17 protein-coding genes are annotated in these 18702 nt (G+C 72.8%); 12 read left to right on the forward strand and 5 right to left on the reverse strand.

The annotated features are described in order from the left end of the window. Positions 1–38 precede the first annotated feature (38 nt). Together sucC and sucD are read left to right on the forward strand one after the other, a co-directional pair. Complete coding sequence (gene sucC, locus LNW72_RS24490; protein ID WP_250977336.1) at positions 39–1214, forward strand: ADP-forming succinate--CoA ligase subunit beta; 1176 nt, start codon at positions 39–41, stop codon at positions 1212–1214. 19 nt (positions 1215–1233) lie between these two features. Further along, positions 1234–2118 carry a succinate--CoA ligase subunit alpha gene (gene sucD / locus LNW72_RS24495; RefSeq protein ID WP_250977337.1) on the forward strand — a complete coding sequence of 295 codons (885 nt, stop codon included), beginning with the start codon at positions 1234–1236 and terminating at the stop codon, positions 2116–2118. A 127-nt stretch (positions 2119–2245) separates the two neighbouring features. On the opposite strand, the gene LNW72_RS24500 is transcribed toward sucD, so the two are convergent. Further along, positions 2246–3130 (reverse strand): hypothetical protein, encoded by an 885-nt coding sequence (locus LNW72_RS24500; RefSeq protein ID WP_250977338.1) that lies wholly within the window; start codon positions 3128–3130, stop codon positions 2246–2248. A gap of 809 nt (positions 3131–3939) precedes the next feature. Here LNW72_RS24500 and LNW72_RS24505 point away from each other — a divergent pair. After that, a complete protein-coding gene (locus tag LNW72_RS24505; protein WP_250980288.1) occupies positions 3940–5505 on the forward strand; it encodes a DUF6350 family protein in 1566 nt (521 codons plus the stop codon). Between the two features lie 536 nt (positions 5506–6041). Here LNW72_RS24505 and LNW72_RS24510 read toward each other — a convergent pair. Beyond that, a complete protein-coding gene (locus LNW72_RS24510; protein ID WP_250977339.1) occupies positions 6042–6767 on the reverse strand; it encodes a hypothetical protein in 726 nt (241 codons plus the stop codon). Between the two features lie 241 nt (positions 6768–7008). Between LNW72_RS24510 and purN the strand changes: the two genes are divergently transcribed. Together purN and purH are read left to right on the forward strand one after the other, a co-directional pair. Next, positions 7009–7632, forward strand: coding sequence for a phosphoribosylglycinamide formyltransferase (purN, locus tag LNW72_RS24515; protein ID WP_138359403.1), 624 nt, complete (start codon positions 7009–7011; stop codon positions 7630–7632). Further along, positions 7629–9191, forward strand: a complete 1563-nt coding sequence (gene purH / locus LNW72_RS24520; protein ID WP_250977340.1) for a bifunctional phosphoribosylaminoimidazolecarboxamide formyltransferase/IMP cyclohydrolase — start codon at positions 7629–7631, stop codon at positions 9189–9191. Before purN ends, purH begins: the two co-directional genes overlap by 4 nt. 55 nt (positions 9192–9246) lie before the next feature. Here purH and LNW72_RS24525 read toward each other — a convergent pair whose 3' ends face one another. Beyond that, positions 9247–9879, reverse strand: coding sequence for an RDD family protein (locus tag LNW72_RS24525; protein WP_250977341.1), 633 nt, complete (start codon positions 9877–9879; stop codon positions 9247–9249). 205 nt (positions 9880–10084) lie between these two features. Between LNW72_RS24525 and LNW72_RS24530 the strand changes: the two genes are divergently transcribed. From LNW72_RS24530 to LNW72_RS24555, 6 genes are all read left to right on the forward strand, one after another. Further along, the gene (locus LNW72_RS24530) at positions 10085–10951 is read left to right on the forward strand and encodes a bifunctional methylenetetrahydrofolate dehydrogenase/methenyltetrahydrofolate cyclohydrolase (protein ID WP_250977342.1); all 867 of its coding nucleotides are present in this window, start codon (positions 10085–10087) and stop codon (positions 10949–10951) included. Continuing rightward, complete coding sequence (locus LNW72_RS24535) at positions 10941–11381, forward strand: DUF3017 domain-containing protein (RefSeq protein WP_250977343.1); 441 nt, start codon at positions 10941–10943, stop codon at positions 11379–11381. Before LNW72_RS24530 ends, LNW72_RS24535 begins: the two co-directional genes overlap by 11 nt. 181 nt (positions 11382–11562) lie before the next feature. Then, positions 11563–12552, forward strand: coding sequence for a malate dehydrogenase (locus LNW72_RS24540; RefSeq protein ID WP_250977344.1), 990 nt, complete (start codon positions 11563–11565; stop codon positions 12550–12552). A 190-nt stretch (positions 12553–12742) separates the two neighbouring features. Beyond that, on the forward strand, positions 12743–14350 hold the full coding sequence (locus tag LNW72_RS24545; RefSeq protein ID WP_250977345.1) for a hypothetical protein: 1608 nt from the start codon (positions 12743–12745) through the stop codon (positions 14348–14350). After that, positions 14347–14919 carry a hypothetical protein gene (locus LNW72_RS24550; RefSeq protein WP_250977346.1) on the forward strand — a complete coding sequence of 191 codons (573 nt, stop codon included), beginning with the start codon at positions 14347–14349 and terminating at the stop codon, positions 14917–14919. The genes LNW72_RS24545 and LNW72_RS24550 overlap by 4 nt, the downstream gene beginning before the upstream one ends. 13 nt (positions 14920–14932) lie before the next feature. Beyond that, entirely contained in the window at positions 14933–15883 is a 951-nt protein-coding gene (locus LNW72_RS24555) for a hypothetical protein (protein WP_250977347.1), read from the forward strand. On the opposite strand, the gene LNW72_RS24560 is transcribed toward LNW72_RS24555, so the two are convergent. Beyond that, on the reverse strand, positions 15884–17338 hold the full coding sequence (locus tag LNW72_RS24560) for a PLP-dependent aminotransferase family protein (RefSeq protein WP_250977348.1): 1455 nt from the start codon (positions 17336–17338) through the stop codon (positions 15884–15886). Between the two features lie 135 nt (positions 17339–17473). On the opposite strand from LNW72_RS24560, the gene LNW72_RS24565 reads away from it, so the two are divergent. Further along, positions 17474–17860, forward strand: coding sequence for a carboxymuconolactone decarboxylase family protein (locus LNW72_RS24565; protein ID WP_250977349.1), 387 nt, complete (start codon positions 17474–17476; stop codon positions 17858–17860). Here the strand turns inward: LNW72_RS24565 and LNW72_RS24570 are convergent. Continuing rightward, positions 17857–18702 carry a hypothetical protein gene (locus tag LNW72_RS24570; RefSeq protein ID WP_250977350.1) on the reverse strand — a complete coding sequence of 282 codons (846 nt, stop codon included), beginning with the start codon at positions 18700–18702 and terminating at the stop codon, positions 17857–17859. The two genes, LNW72_RS24565 and LNW72_RS24570, sit on opposite strands and share 4 nt — an antisense overlap.

The raw sequence follows: 18702 nt of genomic DNA on the forward strand, positions 1-18702 counted from the left end.
CGTAGAAAACAAACCGCGATCACCAAGGACGGACGCGCGTGGACCTGTTCGAGTACCAGGCGAGGGATCTCTTCGCCAAGCACGGTGTACCGGTGCTGGCCGGTGAAGTCATCGAGACGCCCGAGGCGGCTCGTGAGGTGACCGAACGTCTGGGTGGCCGTGCGGTCGTCAAGGCGCAGGTCAAGGTCGGTGGCCGAGGCAAGGCCGGCGGCGTGAAGCTCGCCTCCGACCCCGCAGACGCGGTCGCGAAGGCCGACGCGATCCTCGGCATGGACATCAAGGGCCACACGGTCCACAAGGTGATGCTTGCCGAGACCGCGGACATCGCGGAGGAGTACTACGTCTCCTTCCTGCTGGACCGCACCAACCGCACCTTCCTCGCCATGGCGTCCGTAGAGGGCGGCGTGGAGATCGAGATCGTTGCGGAGGAGAACCCGGACGCGCTGGCCAAGATTCCGGTCGACGCCAACGAGGGCTGCACCCCGGAGAAGGCCGCCGAGATCGTCGCCGCGGCCAAGTTCCCGGCCGAGATCGCCGACCAGGTGGCCGACGTTCTGCAGAAGCTGTGGACCGTCTTCATCAAGGAGGACGCCCTCCTCGTCGAGGTCAACCCGCTGATCAAGTCCGGCGACGGCAAGATCATCGCGCTCGACGGCAAGGTCTCGCTCGACGAGAACGCCGAGTTCCGCCAGCCGGACCACGCGGCCCTTGAGGACAAGGACGCCGCCAACCCGCTGGAGGCCGCGGCCAAGGCCAAGAACCTCAACTACGTCAAGCTCGACGGTGAGGTCGGCATCATCGGCAACGGCGCGGGTCTCGTCATGAGCACCCTCGACGTCGTCGCGTACGCCGGTGAGAAGCACGGCGGCGTCAAGCCCGCCAACTTCCTCGACATCGGTGGCGGCGCCTCCGCCGAGGTCATGGCGAACGGCCTGGAGATCATCCTCGGCGACCCGGACGTCAAGTCCGTCTTCGTCAACGTCTTCGGTGGCATCACCGCGTGCGACGAGGTCGCCAACGGCATCGTCCAGGCGCTGGAGCTGCTGGCCTCGCGCGGCGAGAACGTCTCCAAGCCGCTGGTCGTGCGTCTCGACGGCAACAACGCGGAGCTGGGTCGCAAGATCCTGACCGACGCCAACCACCCGCTCGTGCAGCGTGTGGACACCATGGACGGCGCGGCCGACAAGGCCGCCGAGCTCGCGGCTGCGAAGTAAGGGACAAGGTCACCACACCATGGCTATTTTCCTGACCAAGGAAAGCAAGGTCATCGTCCAGGGGATGACCGGCGCCACGGGCATGAAGCACACCAAGCTCATGCTTGCCGACGGCACCAACATCGTTGGCGGCGTCAACCCGCGCAAGGCCGGCACCAGCGTCGACATCGACGGCACCGAGGTGCCCGTGTTCGGCTCCGTCGCCGAGGCGATCGAGAAGACCGGTGCCGATGTCACCGTCATCTTCGTGCCGCCGAAGTTCGCGAAGGACGCCGTCGTCGAGGCCATCGACGCCGAGATCGGCCTGGCCGTCGTGATCACCGAGGGCATCACGGTGCACGACTCCGCCTCGTTCTGGGCGCACGCCGGCGCCAAGGGCAACAAGACCCGCATCATCGGCCCGAACTGCCCCGGTCTCATCACCCCGGGTCAGTCCAACGCCGGCATCATCCCGGGCGACATCACGAAGCCGGGCCGCATCGGCCTGGTCTCGAAGTCCGGCACGCTCACGTACCAGATGATGTACGAGCTGCGTGACCTCGGCTTCTCGTCCGCCGTCGGCATCGGTGGCGACCCGATCATCGGCACCACCCACATCGACGCGCTGGCCGCGTTCGAGGCGGACGCCGACACCGACCTGATCGTCATGATCGGTGAGATCGGTGGCGACGCCGAGGAGCGGGCCGCGGACTACATCAAGGCCCACGTGACGAAGCCGGTCGTCGGCTACGTCGCGGGCTTCACCGCCCCCGAGGGCAAGACCATGGGCCACGCGGGCGCCATCGTCTCCGGTTCGTCGGGCACCGCCCAGGCGAAGAAGGAGGCCCTGGAGGCCGCCGGCGTCCAGGTCGGCAAGACCCCGTCGGAGACGGCTCGCCTGGCGCGCGCCATCCTCGCGGGCTGATGTCCGTCTGCTGACGGCCGTTCGTCTGCTGACGGCTGAGAGGTCGTCACACGTGACGACGCGGGCCCGTCCCCTTCGGGGGACGGGCCCGCGTTTGCTTTGTGCGGCCGGTGGGGCCCTGTGCCTCTCAGCGCTCAGGGGGCAACCGGGGTGCTTGTGCGGGGGGTGCGGCGGGTTTGACGGGCTTGACGGGTTTCATGGGTGCGGTCGTCCGCTGGGTGGGCTTCGCGGGGCCCGGCCGGCCGATGCGGCCGGCCTCCGGCACGCCCTGCCTCGGAGTGGCGGAGGGCGGCGCGGTCACCGATGTCGGCCGGGCACGGTGCGGCAGTTCGCCGACGCGGTCGTACGTCACCACCAGCGCGGCGCCCGTCGCCCCGGCGATCAGCGCGGTCAGCGCCACCGCGGACAGCGTCCTGCGGCGCACGCCGCGCTCGCTCGCATCGCGCACCCGGGCGGCGGGGACCTCCGGGACCTCCGGAGTGATGGCCGTTCCCGCTCCAGGGTCTGTTCCGAGGTCTGTTCCGGGGGCAGGCTCCGGGTCCGGGTCCGCGAGGATGGCCTTCAGCCGCGCCGGTGCCTCGTCGCCCAGCTCCGGGACGGCCGCGCTCAGCGCCGCCCGCGCCTGGGTGATCCGGCTCGCCGTCGCGACCGTGCTCGCCTCGCTCTCGGCGGCGGCCACGGGCAGATCGAGCCCCAGCCCGTCGTAGAGCACCAGCGCCTGCCGCTGCGAGGGCGACAGCCGCAGTACGGCCGCCCGCACCGCGCCGTCCCGTTCGGAGCCGCGCAGCGTCCGCGCGGCGGCCCGTGGATGCGTACGGCGCCCCGGCACCCACTGCTGCCAGGGCGCGAGCGCGTACTCGTACGCCGCCGCGCGCACCCAGCCGACCGGATCCGGATCCGCCGCGACCTCCGGCCACCGCTGCCACGCGAGATCGAACGCGCGGTGCACGGCATGCCGCGCGAAGCCGGGATTCCCGGTGATCAGGTCCACCTGCCGCACGATGCCGCTCACGCTGTGCGTGTACAGACGGTCGAAGGCGGCCTCGGGCCACGGCGTGGGGTCGGTCGGTGCGGTCGGTGCGACCGGTGGATGCGGTGCGGTCGGTGCGGGTGGCGGGGGTGGTGACGGCTTGGGCTTCGGTGTCCGCGGTGGCGCCGGCGGTGGCGGTGGCGTCGGGTCGGCCGCTACGGGGATCGCCGGAGGGCGTGGCTTCACGCGCCGCTGGGGGGTGTTGACCGGCTTGGGAGCGCGCTTGACGGCGACTTCCGGGCGCTCGGGGAGGGGCGCGATGGGAGCCGGCTCGACCGGGGAAACAGCGGGCCGGGCCGCACGGGTGACGAGGTGTGAGGATTCGGGAGCGTTCGTCTGGGGTGGAGGTGGGGTGGGGGACGGAGAGGCGCGCCGGGGCTGGGACGGGGACCGCTGGGACTGGGGCGGCTGGGGCTGGGACTCGGACCGGGGCTGGGACTCGGACCGGGGATCTGGCTTCGGCTGCGGTTTGGGCTCCGGTTTGGGCTGGGGCTTCGCCTGGGGCTTCGGCGCTGGTGAGCCGGCGCGTGTGCGGGTCCTGGCGCGCTTGGGACGTTCTTCGGCCGAGGTCTTCACCGTCTTCGCGGCCTTCTTGGCGGTAGAGGCCTGCTTCGCCGCCTTCCGCGCCGTCACGTGCCCGACCTCACACAGCCGCTCCGACCGCCTTCGAATCCCCGTACGCACGATTGTGTGAAAAGACGCATAAAGTCATATTGCGCGACACGACGGGCGTTCGCCCGCTACCCGCTCAAATCGGTGTGTTCTTGGCACCATGGGTCGACGTGACCCACATGACGGACGGTTTCCCCAGCCTGCCCGAGCGTGCCGCGGACGCCCGCCGCGCCTCCGCGGCGGCCGCCGCGTTCAGTGGCGGGGTGGTCGCGGCCGGTCTCGGGCTCGGGGCCCTCGCCGTCACCGTTCTCTTCCTGTGGATCAGCGCACCGTTCCCGGACAGCGGCCTCGACGGGGCCCTGCGGATCGCCGCCGACCTGTGGCTGCTGGCCCACGGCGCGAGCCTGTTGCGGACCGACACGCTGTCCGGGCTGCCCGCGCCGGTCGGCGTCACGCCCCTGCTGCTCACGGTGCTGCCCGGGTGGCTGCTGTACCGGGCCGCGGCCCATGCGGTTTCTCCTCCCGAGGGGGAGGGGGAGGGGGCGGTCGAGGGTGGTGACGGTTCCGGTGGTTCCCGTGGTTCCCGTGGTTCCGGTGGGCCGACGGAGCCTCGGGTCGCGGCTGCCGCCGCGGGCTGGCTCGTCGCCGGATATCTGCTGGTCGGCGTCGGCGCCGTGCTCTACACCTCCTACGGGCAGGTGCGCAGCGATCCGCTCAGCGCGCTGCTCCATCTGCCGGTCGTGGCCGTTCTCGCGGCCGGGGCCGGCGCGTGGTCCGGGTGCGGGCGACCTGCGGTCGCGCTTCCCCGGGCGGTACGCCGGTGGCTCGACGAACTCTCGCTGCCGCGTTGGCTGACGCTTCCGGCGGGCGGTCTGCCGGCCGCCCTCCGTGCCGCCGCCGCTTCCACCGCCGTGCTCGTCGGGGGCGGCGCGTTGCTGGGCGGGGCCTCGCTCGTCTGGCATGAACGATTGGTCGGACATTCGTTCGCGCAGCTCAGTGCTCCGCTCTCGGGGCGGTGTGCGGTGCTGCTGGTCGCTCTCGCGCTGGTGCCGAACATGGCCGTGTGGGGTGCGTCGTACGCGCTGGGGCCGGGGTTCGCGGTGGGCGCCGGGAGTGTCGTGGCTCCGGCAGGGTTGGGCGCGTCCGGGCCGGGGCCCGGATCCTCCTGGCCTGATGCCGTGCCGAACTTTCCGCTGCTCGGGGCCCTTCCCGCGCCTGGTGCGACGCCGCTGAGCTGGGCGGTGCTGGGTCTTCCGGTGCTGGCCGGACTCTGTGCGGCCTGGCTCGTGGGCGGCGCCGCCGCGGCGGGCTCCTGGCGCCCCGCCCGCACCGCGCTGGTCGCCGCCCTCGCCGCCCTCGGCTGCGGCGCGGCCACCGGGCTCCTCGCCGGCTGGTCGGCGGGCCCGATGGGCTCGGCCGTCCTCGCGGACTTCGGGCCGAGGTGGTGGGCGGCGGGGGGTGCGGCGCTGGGGTGGACGCTGGTGGTGGGGGTGGCGGGTGCGGTGGGGGTGCGGTGGTGGCATGTGCGGGTGCCGGTTCCGGCGGAGCCGGTGTCTTGGGGGGAGCGGTGGGGGAAGGTGCGGGGGGTTTTTCGGTGGCGGTGGTCGTGGTCTCGGTCGGTGCCGGTGCTGGTTCCGGTTCCGGTTCCGGTGCCGGTGCCGGTTCCGGTGCCGGAGTCGGTGGCTGAGGTTCCGGAAATGCCGCCGATGCCGGTGGTGCCGCCGGTGGTTCCGCCGGCGGAGTGAGCGGGTCGGTGCCCGGGTCCTGCGGGGTGGGGCTTCGAAATCGACTATTTACGGGCCTGGCGGCCCACAAATAGCTCGGCAGCATTTCGAAACCCCACCCCTCCGGCCCCGGTCCCCTCACGTCACAGCCCCGGGGTGGGCGCCAAGCCCGCTCCGGCCGCGGGCCCGCAGGAGTCCGGTCCCGTCGGTAGGCGAAAGGGCGGGCGGGGGGCGATGTGCCACCGACCGCTTCCACCGGCAGGCGTATCTCGGGGCGCAGCGCCCGTACCCCCGCCGGCAGGCGAAAGGGCGGGAGGGTGGGGGAAAGCCCGCCGCAGGCGCAACGGTGGGGCGGGTGTCGATGTGCCCTCACCCCTGCCGACGGGCGTATCGCGGGGCGCAGCGCCCGTCCCCCCGCCGGTAGGGCAAAGGGCAGGTGGGTGGGGAAGAGCCCGCCGCAGGCGTGGCGGTGGCGGCGGCGTACCCCGCCCCCGCCGGCAGGCGAGAGGTGGGGGCATCCGGCGGGAGGTTGGGGGGGGAAGGGCCCGTCCGGAGGGCTACCCGTCGTTGCCCAGGAAAGAGCGGACCGGCTTCGGGAGGAGGTCCTTGCAGGATTCGCTCGACGGGGCGGTGAGGGCGTCGCGCTTGCAGGTGTAGTAGTCGTTGTAGACGAACTGGAGGGTGAAGCTCGCGGCGACGATCGCCAGGGCGACCGCGCTCGTGATGATGCCGCTCCAGGCCGCCGCCGCGAAGGACCGCTGGGAGGCGGGGTTCGCTGAGGGGTTGGGGCGGGGGGTGTCGGCGCCGGACGCGGCGAGGGCCGCTGCCGCTTCGGCGCGGGCGGCGGCGCGGGTCTCGGGCTTCATGCGCAGGGCGCTGATGCCCCAGTAGAGGGCGAGGGCGCCGAGCAGCAGGCCGATCTCGGTCCAGTGCAGGATCGCGAAGATCAGGGCCCAGCCGCCGCAGACCAGCGCGTAGCGGGAGCGGCGCTGGGCGGGGTCGGTGGGGTCGAAGCGTGAGCCGGTGGGCTGCGGCGGGGTTTCGGGGCCGCTGGGGCGATTGCCGAAGCCGTCCTGGCGGCCGGGCTGCTGGTTGCTCCACTGGCCGCCCCAGCCGGGCGGCGGCGGAGGCGGCGGGGTGCTGTCGTCGTCCTCGGGCGTGCCTTCGGGGCGCCGCGGCTGCCAGGGCTGTTCGGGGGCGCCTTCGGGCGGCGGGGCGAACGGGTTGTCCTGCTGATCGCCCTCGGGCGCACGCAGCGCGATAGTGATCTGTCCGCTGCTCATGATTGGTAGCGCCATCCCCTTGCCGTCGACTCCTCATGTCGTATGCGTCACGCGCAGGGCGCGCGATTGCTGTTCCTGCGGAAGACGCTACCGTCCGCGCGCTCCCCCGTCCCGTGGGGGGACCTTCGCGTGCCGGTATCGTTGCTGACGGCCGACGGCCTCGTAGGGTTCCCCGAATCGCGGGATCCGTCGGCTCATACGATCCTCCAAATCCGCACGGTCTCGAGAGAGAGCCCCGCCAGTGGCTGCGCAAACCCCGGCTCGTCTAGTCGTTCTCGTCTCCGGTTCCGGGACGAATCTGCAGGCGTTGCTCGATGTCATCGAGAGCGATCCCGCGTACGGCGCGCGGATCGTGGCGGTCGGTGCCGACCGGGACGGGATCGCCGGTCTGGAGCGGGCGGAGCGGGCCGGGCTGCCGGTTTTCGTGGTGAAGGTGAAGGACTACGCCGACCGGGCGGGGTGGGACCTCGCGCTCGCGGAGGCCACGGCGGAACACCGGCCGGACCTGGTGGTCTCGGCAGGCTTCATGAAGATCGTGGGGAAGGAGTTCCTCGCGCGGTTCGGGGGACGGTTCGTCAATACGCATCCCGCGCTGCTGCCGAGCTTCCCGGGCGCCCACGGCGTCAGGGACGCGCTCGCGTACGGCGCGAAGGTGACGGGCTGCACCGTGCACTTCGTCGACGACGGCGTCGATACCGGCCCGATCATCGCCCAGGGGGTGGTGGCCATCGAGCCGGATGACACGGAGGAAGCGCTCCATGAGCGCATCAAGGAAGTCGAGCGAGGGCTGCTCGTCGACGTCGTGGGGCGGCTGGCTCGCGACGGGTATCGCATTGAGGGACGAAAGGTATTGATTCCGGCATGAGCGCCGAAGGTACGAAGCGGCCGATCCGCCGCGCGCTGGTGAGTGTGTACGACAAGACCGGGCTGGAGGAGCTGGCGCGCGGACTGCACGAGGCGGGCGTCGAACTGGTGTCGACCGGGTCGACCGCCGCGCGCATCGCCGCCGCCGGGGTGCCCGTCACGCCGGTCCAGGACGTCACCGGCTTCCCGGAGTGCCTGGACGGCCGGGTCAAGACCCTGCACCCCAAGCTGCACGCCGGGATCCTCGCGGACCTGCGTCTTGAGGACCACCAGCGGCAGCTGGCCGAGCTCGGCATCGAGCCGTTCGAGCTGGTGGTCGTGAATCTGTACCCGTTCAAGGAGACGGTCGCCTCGGGCGCGTCGCCCGACGAGTGCGTGGAGCAGATCGACATCGGCGGGCCTTCGATGGTCCGCGCCGCCGCCAAGAACCACCCCTCGGTCGCGGTCGTCACCAGCCCCGGGCACTACGCGGACGTCATCGCGGCCGTCAAGGACGGCGGGTTCGACCTGACGCAGCGCAAGCGGCTCGCCGCCGAGGCGTTCCAGCACACCGCGTCGTACGACCTGGCGGTGGCGATCTGGTTCGCCGAGGGGTACGCGGCCGACGAGAGCCCGTTCCCGGACTTCACCGGCGTCGCCCTCACCCGGCAGCACGTGCTGCGCTACGGCGAGAACCCGCACCAGCCCGCCGCGCTCTACAGCGACGGCAGCGGCAAGGGCCTCGCGGGCGCCGAGCAGCTGCACGGCAAGGAGATGTCGTACAACAACTACACGGACACCGAGGCGGCGCGCCGGGCCGCGTACGACCACACGGAGCCGTGCGTCGCGATCATCAAGCACGCCAACCCGTGCGGGATCGCGGTCGGCGCGGATGTCGCGGAGGCGCACCGCAAGGCGCACGCCTGTGACCCGCTGTCGGCGTTCGGCGGGGTGATCGCGGTCAACCGTCCGGTGAGCGTGGAGCTCGCCGAGCAGGTCGCGGAGATCTTCACCGAGGTCATCGTCGCGCCGGCGTACGAGGACGGCGCCGTCGAGGTGCTGTCCCGCAAGAAGAACATCCGGGTGCTGCGCTGCGCGGACGCGCCGAGCGGCTCGGGCGAGTACCGGCCGATCGAGGGCGGGGCGCTGGTCCAGGTCAAGGACCTGCTGCAGGCCGAGGGCGACGACCCGGCGAACTGGACGCTGGCGACCGGCGAGGCGCTGGACGCCGCCGAGCTGGCGGACCTGGCCTTCGCCTGGCGCGCCTGCCGCGCCGTGAAGTCCAACGCGATCCTGCTCGCCAAGGGCGGCGCCAGCGTCGGCGTCGGCATGGGGCAGGTCAACCGGGTGGACTCGGCGAAGCTCGCGGTGGAGCGGGCCGGCGAGGAGCGGGCGCGGGGTTCGTACGCGGCCTCCGACGCCTTCTTCCCGTTCCCCGACGGGCTGGAGATCCTGCTCGCGGCGGGCGTCAAGGCCGTGGTCCAGCCGGGCGGTTCGGTCCGTGACGAGCTGGTCGCCGAGGCGGCGAAGAAGGCCGGCGTGACGATGTACTTCACCGGGACCCGGCACTTCTTCCACTGACCGGCGGAGACGCGGAGCGGCCCGCACCCCCTCGGGGGTGCGGGCCGTCGCCGTTCTACGGGCGCTTCACCACGACGGTGTGCATGATCTTGTCGGCGAAGGTCTGGTTCTTCTCGTCCCACAGCGGCCACAGGTAGCCGATGTAGCAGGCCATCCCGTCGAGGGCGTGGCACAGCCGGCGGACGAACGCCATCCCGAAGCCCAGCACCTGGCCGTCGGCCTCGCGCAGCAGGTGGATGCCGGCGATCTTCTTGCCGGGGGTCTGACCCGTGGAGCCTTCCCGGTAGCAGAGCCACAGGGTGCCGGCGAGGCTCAGCATGCCGCCGATGGCGATCATCGCGAGGGAGCTGCCCGGCATGGGGGGTACGGGGCAGGTGTCGGTGTTGGCCGCGTCGCACTTGTCGACCGCGTCGACGAACACCTTGAGGAACTTGATGTAGCCCACGGCGAGCAGGACGGTCGGCACCAGGCCGACGATCAGGAAGTCCAGCAGCGTGGCGCCGGCCCGTGCGCCCCAGCTCGCCAGCGGCGGCATCCCCGGCGGCAGGCCGCCCTGCGGGTACCCGTACTGGCCCTGGTTCTGCTGCGGGAACTGCGGCGGCTGCTGCGGGTAGCCGTACCCCTGCGGGGACTGGGGCGGCTGCTGCGGCTGGCCGTAAGGGTTGTTGGGGCCGGGCGGATAGCTCACGTGCGGTTTCCTCCGAGCGGGGACGTGGAGCGTGGGGACGAGGGGCACATCGTCGTGGTCGCGGTGGCGGCAGCGCAAGGCGCGCGGTGGCGGCGGATCGGCCACGGGGTCAAGGGCGCGTCAAGACGCGGCCGGAGGCGGGGATCGGATAACGATCCGAGGCCCGGATTCGTCGGCGGGACCCCCCATCCGGAAAGATGGGGTCATGACCGCCCAGATTCTCGATGGCAAGGCCACCGCAGCCGCGATCAAGTCCGATCTCACGTCCCGCGTGGCGTCGCTCAAGGCCCAGGGCATCGTGCCCGGTCTTGGCACCCTGCTGGTCGGTGAGGACCCGGGCAGCAAATGGTATGTCGCGGGCAAGCACCGCGACTGCGCGCAGGTCGGCATCGGCTCCATCCAGCGCGAACTGCCCGACACCGCCACCCAGGAGGAGATCGAGGCGGTCGTCCGGGAGCTGAACGCGAACCCGGAGTGCACCGGCTACATCGTCCAGCTCCCGCTGCCCAAGGGCATCGACACCAACCGGGTCCTGGAGCTGATGGACCCGGAGAAGGACGCCGACGGGCTGCACCCGATGAGCCTCGGCCGCCTCGTGCTCAACGAGACCGGCCCGCTGCCGTGCACCCCGAACGGCATCGTCCAGCTGCTGCGCCACCACAAGGTGGAGATCAACGGCGCGCATGTGGTCGTCGTCGGCCGCGGCATCACCGTGGGCCGCTCGATCGGCCTGCTGCTGACCCGCCGCAGCGAGAACGCCACCGTGACGCTGTGCCACACCGGCACCCGCGACCTGAGCGGGCTGCTGCGCCAGGCGGACATCATCGTGGCGGCGGCGGGAGTCGGGCACCTGGTCAAGCCGGAGGACGTCAAGCCCGGCGCGGCCGTGCTGGACGTCGGTGTCAGCCGCGACGGCGAAGGCAAGATCGTCGGCGATGTGGACCCGGGCGTGGCCGAGGTCGCCGCCTGGATCTCCCCGAACCCCGGCGGTGTCGGCCCCATGACCCGCGCGCTGCTGCTGGCCAATGTCGTCGAGGCTGCCGAGCGCGCGGCTGCGGGCCATGGCGGCTGAGCCGGAGCCCGGAGAGGTGGCCGCGGGCGAGGCGGCGGCCGCTCCCCGGCCGCACCGGTACGCGCTGTGGACGCGGACCACCGCCCGCCCCGAGGGCGGCGGCCGCGCGGCCGGCCGGGACGCCTCCGCGCCGGCCCGGCAGTGGCCGATCCTGGTGGTGCTCGGCGGGGTCGCGCTCGGCCTGGTGCTGACCGCGGCCGATCACTTCCGGGCGGGAACGGTGCTCGTCGGCGCGGCGCTGCTGGTGGGCGGTGCGCTGCGGTTCACGCTGCCGTCGGTCGGCATGCTGGCCGTGCGCAGCCGATTCACCGACGTCATCACGTATGTGGTGCTCGGTACCGGCATCGTGCTGCTGGCGCTGATGGTGCAGCCGGATCCGATCCTGGACGTCCCGTTCCTCGAGGACATCATCCGCTTCTCGGTGCGCTGATCCCGGTGCCGGCCCGGAAATCGCGCGGCGGTGACCGGGGCCACACCGGGGCGGGTCAACTGTTCCGCCGTGGCGCGATAGCCTGACGGCGGGTCTCTTGATGCCGAGAGACCCACGTTCCGGGGCTAGGGACGCTGCCGGGGCGGCCAGATTTCCCGCAGGAAAAGGCCAGGAGAAGGCAATGACTCGCACCCCCGTCAACGTCACCGTCACCGGAGCGGCGGGCCAGATCGGCTACGCGCTGCTCTTCCGCATCGCGTCGGGCCATCTGCTCGGCTCGGACGTGCCGGTGAACCTCCGCCTCCTGGAGATCCCGCAGGGTCTCAAGGCCGCTGAGGGTACCGCCATGGAGCTCGACGACTGCGCGTTCCCGCTGCTGCGCGGCATCGAGATCACCGACGACCCGAACGTCGCCTTCGCCGGTGCGAACGTCGCCCTGCTCGTCGGCGCCCGCCCGCGGACCGCCGGCATGGAGCGCGGTGACCTGCTCTCCGCCAACGGCGGCATCTTCAAGCCGCAGGGCAAGGCGATCAACGACAACGCCGCGGACGACATCAAGGTCCTCGTCGTCGGCAACCCGGCCAACACCAACGCGCTCATCGCGCAGGCCGCGGCCCCGGACGTACCGGCCGAGCGCTTCACCGCGATGACCCGCCTGGACCACAACCGGGCGCTCTCGCAGCTGGCGAAGAAGACCGGCACCACGGTCTCCGACATCAAGCGCCTGACCATCTGGGGCAACCACTCGGCGACCCAGTACCCGGACATCTTCCACGCCGAGGTCGCCGGCAAGAACGCCGCCGAGGTCGTCAACGACGAGCAGTGGCTCGCCGACACCTTCATCCCGACCGTCGCCAAGCGCGGCGCCGCGATCATCGAGGCCCGTGGCGCCTCCTCGGCCGCCTCGGCCGCGAACGCCGCGATCGACCACGTGCACACCTGGGTCAACGGCACCGCGGCCGGCGACTGGACCTCGATGGGCATCGTCTCCGACGGTTCCTACGGCGTTCCGGCCGGTCTGATCTCGTCCTTCCCGGTCACCACCAAGGACGGCGCCTTCGAGATCGTCCAGGGCCTGGACATCAACGCGTTCTCCCGCGCCCGCATCGACGCTTCGGTGAAGGAGCTCGAGGAGGAGCGCGACGCGGTCCGCGCCCTCGGCCTCATCTGAGCCCAGCGCCTCACGCACAGCACCCGACGGCCCGCCGCCGGTCCCCGAGAGGGACCGGCGGCGGGCCGTCGCGTTGCACGGGAATATGACTCCGGAACCATTCGGGCAGCGGTCGTGTCCTTTATCCTGAGAACTCCGGATTGCGCTCAACTCGCGTTGTTCAGACATGAGTTCGACGATCGGGGGCCGAATGTCCGTTCCCGTGCACCGTGACTCCCGTACGGAGGCCACCCGCCTGCTGTGCGCGGGGGTCTATCTCGACATCGACTTCCGCAGCCAGGTCATCGAGCAGCTGGTCCAGCACGAGGAGCGGCCGGTCGCGCCGTCGCTGGGCGTCGACGCCGTCCCGGTCCTGGCGTACGCGCTGCGCGCCCGCAGCGAGGAGGTGCAGACGTCGCTGCTGCTGCTCTTCGGGTGGGCGCTGTTCCTCGCCGTCGACTTCGGCGCCGGCGGTCCGGTGCCGGGTCTGCCGATGGCGTGGGCGCTGGCCTACGCGCTGCTGTGCATGGTGCTGTGGTCGGCGCGGGCCGCCACCGGCCTGGGCACCGCCGTCTACACCCTGGACCGCACCACCCTGCGCAAGGCCCTGATAGGCCGCCGCGGGCGGCTCACCAAGCTGGTGCCCCTCGGGCCGCGGCTGCTGCTGGCGGTCTACTGGATCGCCGCCCTGACGGTGTTCTTCACCACCGGCGCGGCCGACTGGCCGGCGGTCTTCTTCCCGCTGCTGCTCGTGGTGCCGATCTGGATGCACCGCGCCCATGTCTCGGGCGTGATGCGCCATGAACTGGCCCGCGGGCGGTTCGCCGTCCTGCCCCGCGCCCAGCTGCCCACCAGCGACGCCTACCGGCGCATCGGGGCGGCCATCGAGCGCGAGCAGCACGCCGGGCTCACCATCTACGACCCCTTCCGGCCGTTCATCGGCGCGGGATCCCCGTACGAGCCCTGGTCGTTCGCGCTGGAGCTGAAGCGGCGGCCGTCGGCGGACCCGGAGCTGCCCCCGCTCACCAGCCGCACGATCATCGAGCTGATCCGGCCCCGGCTGGAAGCACTGCGCCAGTCGGCGGCCGAGACCAGCAGGGACCGGCTCAAGGACCTGGAGATCGAGGAGTTCGTCTATCTGCCGGTCGGGGTGCCGCGCGGCGAGGTCTCCTACGAGCAGCAGGTCGTCAGCCGCCACCTGGCCGACGCGGTCGACGAGGGCGGCGAGGCCCGCCGGCACTTCCTGCGGATCCGGGTGGGCGCCTGGGACGAGCAGGTCGTGGTGTCCCTGCTGGTCCGGGTGCACACCCAGGGCGGGATGCTCGTCCTGGAGGTCGCGCCGCACATCCTGAGCCCGATCCGACCGGAGTACCGGGCGGTCGACGTGATCGCCGGGCGCGGCTCGGAGGACGTGCTCCGCGACGGCGTGCGCGCCCTGCTGACCGGCCCCACCGCCAGCTTCGCCGCCGCGGTCTCCAGCGTCCGTACGCTCACGGCCGTGTTCAGGACCTGGCTGGCCGACGCGCAGCGCGCGCTGCCGGACGGGCCCACGACCTCGGTGCGGGAGATGGGCAGTTCGCAGGAGGTCTCGCTCTTCCAGGAGATGGACATCAGCCGCTACGTGAAGACGATCCAGGACCGGATCGCGAGCGGGGTGCGGGACGCGCTGAGCGGCCAGGGGTACGAGACGGACCGCTTCGAGCAGCAGATCGTGCAGGTGAGCGACGGCAGCGTCTACATCGGGTCGATGAGCGGCGGCGCGGTGGCCGCCGGCAGCGGGGCGCAGGCACGCAACACGACGGGGGGAGACGGGAAATGACGACGGACCGGGGCGGGCACGAGCCCGCCGAGGACGACGAGGCACCGGAGCCGGCGGCGGGTGACGCGCGGGACGCCGGTGGCGGGGTCTCCGTCGGGCGGCTGTCGGGCGGGGCGGTGGCCAGCGGCTACCGGTCCTCGGCCGAGGACCGCTCCGAGCGGATCGGATCACCCCCGCCGGACGACGGTCCCGCGGCCGCCCCGGCGGTGCCGCCGCCCGGCCCCGGCGGGATCAGCGTCGGGACGATGACCGGCGGCGCGGTCGCGGCCGGCCGGGAGGCTAGCGCCGTCGACGCGTCACGGCAGCTGATCTCCGCGTCCCCCGAACTGATGACGGCCGTCAGACTCCTGCGCGCACAACTGCCGTTGCTGGCCCGGACGGAGGACGATGGTCTCGACGAGGTCGAGGGGGAGCTCGCGGACGTCGCGGGCGCGATCGACCGGACCGGGCGGGCCGAGCGCGGCCGGCTGGAGCGGCTGCGGTCGCTGTTGATCAGCGGCAGCACCGCGGCCGGCGGACTGGCGTCGGCCTTCGCCGTCGTCCAGGCCATCGCCCAGCTGCTCGGATGAGGAGGGGGCCGACATGAGCCATTGGGACGCGGACCGGCAGCAGTGGGTGCGGGGCCCACAGACCGGGCAGCCACCGGAGGAGCCGTACGAGCCTCCGGTGTACCCACGGGAGGAGCCCTACGAGCCTCCGGTGTACCCGCCGCCGCCGGTCTACCGGCCGACGACGCACGACGCGACGCGGTACGAACCGGTCCTGGGGCCCGCGTTCGGCCCGCCGCCCGGCCTGCCCCCGGGCCCGCCACCGGGACCGCCGCCGGGCTGGTCGCGCGCGACCGTGCTGACGGCCGTCGTCGCGTCCGTGGTGCTCGTGGCCGGCCTCGGATTCGGCGGCTGGGCGCTGCTGCGCCACCAGGACGGGAACAAGGGCGCCCAGCCCGGGTCGAGTTCACCGCCCTTCGACGAGCCGTCGACGGACGGCCCGACCGACGGCACGACCGATCCGGGGACCCCGTCGGAGTCGACCACCGACTCGCCTTCGTACAGCCCGAGCACGGACGGCCGGAGCACGGCGCCGGCCGGTTACGTCCGGACGTCCGACCCGGCCGGCTTCACCCTGGACGTTCCCGAGGGCCGGCAGCGCAGCACGGAGGGCGACAGCGTCTTCTACAAGACGGCGGACGGCAACAGCCTGATCCAGGTGTTCGCGCTGCGGGGTCCCGAGACGACGCCGTACGAGTCCCTGGTGGCGACGGAGGTGACGGTGTCGAAGAACCCCGGCTACCACCGGATCGGATTGCAGCAGCTCGGATCGGGTGCAGGCGACCCCGCCCAGCTCGAATACAGCTACATCCGTGCCGACGGCACCGTCCGGCACGTCGTCGTCCAGGCCTTCACCGACCCCAGCACCGTCCAGTACGCGCTGCTGGTGGCGGGCCCGGACGGTGACTGGACCGCGCACCAGGAGGTCTTCAGGAACCTGCTGTCGTCGTTCTGCACGACCGGCCACTGCCCGTCCGGCGGATGATCAGCGGCCGTCGCCGGTCGCTCCGGCGAGCAGCGCGCACAGCGCGTCGAGCGCGCCGTTGAAGGCGTGTTCCGGCGGGGTGCCGAAGCCGACGACCAGGGCGCCGGGACCGTCCGCCGGGCCGTTGTAGGCGTCGAGCCCCGCGAGGGCGAGGCCCGCCCGGCCCGCGCGGGCGACGAGGTCGCTCATCGCCGTTGAGCCGGGCGGCAGTTCGAGGACGGCGTGCAGCCCCGCCGCTATGCCCGACACCCGCACCCGGGGGGCGTGCGCGGCGAGCGCCGCGACCAGCCGGTCGCGGCGCCCGCGGTAGTGCAGCCGCATCCGTCGCACATGGCGGTCGTAGCCGCCCGAGCGGATCAGTTCGGCGAGCGTGAGCTGGTCCATGACGGGGGAGTGGCGGTCCGCGGACCGCTTCTCGGCCACCACCGCGTCGAGGAGCGTCGGCGGGAGGACGAGCCAGGCCAGCCGGATGCCGGGCGCCAGGCTCTTGCTGGCGGTCCCGGCGTAGACGACCTGGCCGGGGGCGAGCCCCTGGAGCGCGCCGACCGGCTGGCGGTCGTAGCGGAACTCACCGTCGTAGTCGTCCTCGATGACGGTCCCGCCGGTGGCCCGCGCCCACTCCACCACCGCGGTGCGCCGCTCGGGCGAGAGCGACGCGCCGGCCGGGAACTGGTGCGCCGGCGTCAGCAGCACCGCGTCCGCCGCCGGGCGGTCGTGCGGGCCGAGCCCGTCGAGCCGGGCGCCGCCGCTGTCCACGGGCAGTTCGACGGTGCTGAGGCCCGCCGTGCGCAGGATCCGGCGGGTGTCGGGGAAGCCGAGCTCCTCGACGCCGATCCGGCGGGCGCCGCGGTCGCGCAGCGCGCGGGCCAGCAGCCCGATCCCCTGGACGAACCCCGTGCAGACCAGGATCAGCTCCGGATCGGCCCGCACCCCGCGCACCCGCGCCAGATACTCCGCGAGCGCCGCCCGCAGCTCGGGGCGCCCGCGCGGGTCCGAGTAGCCGAAGGCTTCGTTGGGCGCCGCGGCCATGGCGCGGCGGGCCGCCGCGAGCCAGGCGCCGCGCGGGAACGCCGACAGGTCGGAGCTGCCGGGCCGCAGATCGTACGGGTAGCCGTCGGCGGCCGGATTCCCCAGCAGCAGCAGCCCCGCCTGCTCGGGCACGGCCCGGCGGCGGGCCGGGCGGGGTGGCGGCGCACTGCCCGCCACCTGCGTGCCGGAGCCCTGCCGGGCGGCCAGCCAGCCCTCCGCGACCAGCTGGCCGTACGCGTCGGCGACCGTGTTGCGGGCCAGACCGAGATCCTTGGCCAGCGCCCGCGACGACGGCAGCCGGGTCCCCGCGGCGAGCCGGCCGTCCCGTACCGCCTCGCGCAGCGCCCGCTCCAGACCGGCCCGCGCACCGGTGCCTGCGGTCAGGTCCAGATGGAGGTCGACCCCGGAAATGGCCCAGTCGTTCATCCTCCAAGTGGACCATGCGACGGGGCCACTGTCCGCTTAGCGTGGAGCCATGACTTCGAACGACCAGACCCCCGTCCCCGCTCCCGCCCAGCGCATCAACCTGATGAAGGCCGCCCCGACGTCTACGAGGCGATCGTGGCGCTCAACAAGGCCGCCGCCCACGGCCTCGACCCGGTCGTCGCCGAGCTGGTCAAGATCCGCGCGTCCCAGCTCAACGGCTGCGCCTTCTGCCTGGACATGCACACCCACGACGCGAGCAAGCTCGGTCTGTCCGAGCAGAAGCTCCACGGCATCGGGGTCTGGCGCGAGACGCCCTTCTTCACCGCCCGCGAGCGCGCCGCCCTCGCCCTCTCCGAGGCCGTCACCCGCCTCGGCGAGCACGGCGTCCCGGACGACGTCTTCGACGAGGCCGCCCGGCAGTTCGACGAGGCCGAGCTGGCCCGGCTGATCGCCATGTGCATCACCATCAACGCCTGGAACCGGATCGGCGTCACCACCCGCCTCTCGCCCGCCGCCCGCTAAGCGCTCTCCGGCGGCGCGCCGCCCTCCCCGAACCGGGCCAGGGCCAGCGCGCCGAGCACCGCGAGCGCGAAGCCGGCGAACGCCAGCGGTGCCAGCCCCGGCCGGGTGCGGTCGCCGAGCGCGATCACCCCGACCAGGGCCGGCCCGACGGTCTCGCCGATCACCATTCCGGCGGTGGCGGCGGTCACCGAGCCGCGCTGCAGGGCCGAGGTCAGCAGCAGGAAGGCGGCGCCGCCGCCGATGAGCAGCGCGTAGGCCGCCGGATTGGTGAGCACGGCGCCCGGCGACAGATCGTCGACCAGCCGCACGGAGACCTCGACGACCCCGAACCCGATCCCCGCGCCGAATCCCAGCGCGGCGGCCCGCGCCCGGTCCGGCAGCCGCCCGGCGATCACGCCGAGCCCCAGCACGGCGAACGAGGTGGCCAGCACGCCCCACCGCAGCGCGGTGCTCCCGACTCCGTCGCCCTCCCGCCCCGACGCGAGCCCCAGCATTCCCAGCCCGCCGCACACGGCGGCCACCGCGGCCCACTCGACGCCCCTCAGCCGCACCTTCAGCATCCGCGCGGCGGCGACCGCGGTGACGGCCAGGCTGGCCGCCAGCGCGGCGCCGACGGCGTAGATCGGCAGCACCCGCAGCGCCACGAGCTCGAGCGCGAACCCGGCGGTGTCGAGCCCGAGCCCGGCCACGTACCGCCACTGCCGCAGCGCCCGCATCAGCAGCCGGGCATCCACCCCGGACCCGCTCCCGGGCGTGGCGGCCCGCGCCGCGACGGCCTGGAACACCGAGGCAATCCCGAAACAAACGGCTGCGCCGAGCGCGCAGAGCATTCCCACGACCAT

Origin of the sequence: Streptomyces sp. RKAG293 (assembly GCF_023701745.1) — a bacterium.
Lineage (GTDB): Bacteria > Actinomycetota > Actinomycetes > Streptomycetales > Streptomycetaceae > Actinacidiphila.